We start from the raw sequence: 2,433 nt of genomic DNA, 5'->3' as shown, positions 1-2,433 counted from the left end.
ACATCGGCCGGATCGTGGTCACCGTGCTCGGCATGGTGGCGGAGATGGAGCGCAAGTTCATCCTCGAGCGCCAGCGCGCCGGCATCGAGGCTGCCAAGACGGCAGGCGTCTACGCCGGCAAGGGCCGTCCGAAATCTGTACCCGAGGCGGAGATCCGCCGACGTCATGCTGCGGGTGAAGGTCCAGCCTCGATCGCACGTCAGCTCGGGATATCCCGCATGAGCGTCTACCGCGTGCTCGATACCAAGAACCCCGCGTAACCGAGGGGTTCTGCAGATCAGATCGTAATCCTATATCCCTGATTTCTAAGGCAATCGGCGAAGTGTAGATGCAAATCTCGCCTCCCTGCCGATTGCGCGGTTTCGTTTCTGTATCAGCGCAATCGAGATTGCTACTAGTATTATCGATATAATCAGCCCGTACATCGAAAACGCTATCCAGGTCAGATCAACGCCGCGCCTCCTTCTGCTCGCTGCTCCAAATGTCTGTAGCAAGTATCCTGTGCCATAATTGACGGCCAAGGCGAGCGAGGCGATAAGTAGAAACTTGATTGCGGTCTTTATGTTTTCTTCGACGCATAGATAGATTGTATAAATGGCCGGTATCCCAAAGGGCCCCAAAAATATGACGATCGATGTTATGGGATGTCCAATGTATATAGCTATCACTCCGGCATAAACTACATACTGCAATATTAAAAAGGGAATTACAAGAATGGTTTGAATAAACTCTAAAATCATAGAAAAACTACCATCCCTGGAATTCCATGGCGCGCGTCGGCCGGACGGTCACGCCTGGCCACCAGCTTGCCACGTCGGATACCGTAGAGGGAGGTACAACGGGATTTGAATGTCGGATCGCCCGATGAACATCCGTCAGCTGGAAGTCTTCAGGGCCATGATGCAGGCCGGCACCACCAAGGGTGCCGCCGAGCTCGTCGGCCTCTCCCAACCCGCAGCCTCCCGCCTGATCGACGCCTTCGAGCACGCCGTCGACCTTCCCCTCTTCTCGCGTGTCCGCAACCGTCTCACCCCGACACCCGAGGCCATCCTCCTCTTCGAGGCCGTCGAGCGCACCTTCGCCTCCGTCGACCGTATCCGCGAGGTCGCCGCCGACATCCGGGCCGCCGACACCGGCAAGCTCTCCCTGGCCGCCCTGCCGGCCCTCGCCTTCGGCCTCATGCCGGCCGCCCTCCAGGCCTACCGGGCCCAGCACCCCCGCACGGACGTCACCCTCGCCGTCCAGACCTCCGCCCGCGTCGAGGAACTCGCCGCGGCACAAGCCATCGATCTCGGCTTCGCCGAACTCCCCCTGACGCGAGGAGGCGTCGACGTCGAGGCGTTCTGTAAGGCGCCCCTCGTCCTGGGGGTGCCAAGGGGTCACCCTCTGGCAGCACGCCCCCAGGTCACGCCAGCGGATCTGGACGGCGAGCCCCTCATCGCGCTGCCGCAGACCAGCCTGTCGCGCCAGCGCCTCGACCGGGCCTTCGCCCGCGCCGGCTTGACCTGCCGGCCGGCGATCGAGGCGCAGTACGCCGCGCTGGTCGCGATCCTCATCGCCCGTGGTCTGGGCGTCGGACTCCTCGATCCATTCACGGCGTCGGGCTCCGACGGCCGCGGTCTGGCCCATGTCCCTTTCCATCCCTCGATCCTGTTCGAGGTGGCCGTGCTGCACCCGACGCAGCGGCCCTTGTCCCGGGCCGCACGCGCCTTCCTGGCCGTGATCCGACGCGAGCGGGCCTCCGTGCTGAACGACAGCCCCAACTAGCCCGCGTTGCGGGCTATACGGAAATTCCGTATGATCTCCGTCCATGCCGCCCGACCGGTTCGACCCCGCCAAGGACGCCAGAAGCACAAGCTGCCCTTGGCCTTCGGTGACCGGATCTTCGAGGACGACGATCACCTGCTCATCCCGTCCATTCGTGAGGTCGACGGGGAGGAGAGGTTCAAGGTGGTCGGGATCGTTGAGGAGAAGCTGTTCACCGGCGTGTTCGTCTGGAGGGGGGACCTGCCCCGGTTCATCTCGGTGAGAAGGAGCAACAAGGGTGAAGAGCGAACCTATCGCACTGCCGGCTGATCCGGCCGACGTCGAGGATTTCGCCGTCACGGTCGATGCCCTCGACCGCGGCCAGCGCGCGCGCCTGATCCGCAGGACGCGGACCGGGCTCGGCCTGTCGCAGACTGAGTTCGCCAATCGCTTCCGGGTCCCGGTCGGCACGCTGCGCGATTGGGAGCAGGCGCGGGCGACCGCGCCGGACTTCGCCATTGCCTACGTGCGGGTCATCGGGCGGCACCCGGACATGGTGGCGGAAGCCGTCGCGTAGATGCGGCGCGCAACCTTCCTCGCCACGGTCCAACGCGGCCGGGCCGCCTTGCTCCAGCCGGCAGTCTCATCGCAAGCCGTTCACCGCATCAGGTGAAGATCGGGTACGGA

At 63.6% G+C, this 2,433-nt stretch carries 4 protein-coding genes; all 4 read left to right on the top strand.

What is annotated here, in order from left to right:
- Positions 1-260: helix-turn-helix domain-containing protein (locus VQ02_RS34160; protein ID WP_048448729.1), on the top strand; the 260-nt coding region annotated here is incomplete at its 5' end.
- 604 nt (positions 261-864) lie between these two features.
- Complete coding sequence (locus tag VQ02_RS34155; protein WP_048448730.1) at positions 865-1,767, top strand: LysR substrate-binding domain-containing protein; 903 nt, start codon at positions 865-867, stop codon at positions 1,765-1,767.
- 96 nt (positions 1,768-1,863) lie between these two features.
- Entirely contained in the window at positions 1,864-2,076 is a 213-nt protein-coding gene (locus tag VQ02_RS34150; protein ID WP_245239943.1) for a BrnT family toxin, read from the top strand.
- Positions 2,045-2,323 (top strand): helix-turn-helix domain-containing protein, encoded by a 279-nt coding sequence (locus tag VQ02_RS34145; protein ID WP_048448727.1) that lies wholly within the window; start codon positions 2,045-2,047, stop codon positions 2,321-2,323. The genes VQ02_RS34150 and VQ02_RS34145 overlap by 32 nt, the downstream gene beginning before the upstream one ends.
- The last annotated feature ends 110 nt before the right edge of the window (positions 2,324-2,433 follow it).

The organism is Methylobacterium variabile, assembly GCF_001043975.1.
GTDB classification, from domain to species: domain Bacteria; phylum Pseudomonadota; class Alphaproteobacteria; order Rhizobiales; family Beijerinckiaceae; genus Methylobacterium; species Methylobacterium variabile.
This window is presented reverse-complemented; position numbering and strand designations above follow the sequence as displayed.

What these genes read in the sequence shown, in the direction of transcription:
- VQ02_RS34155 (WP_048448730.1), top strand. Translation starts at nt 865, where the DNA reads ATGAACATCCGTCAGCTGGAAGTCTTCAGGGCCATGATGCAGGCCGGC.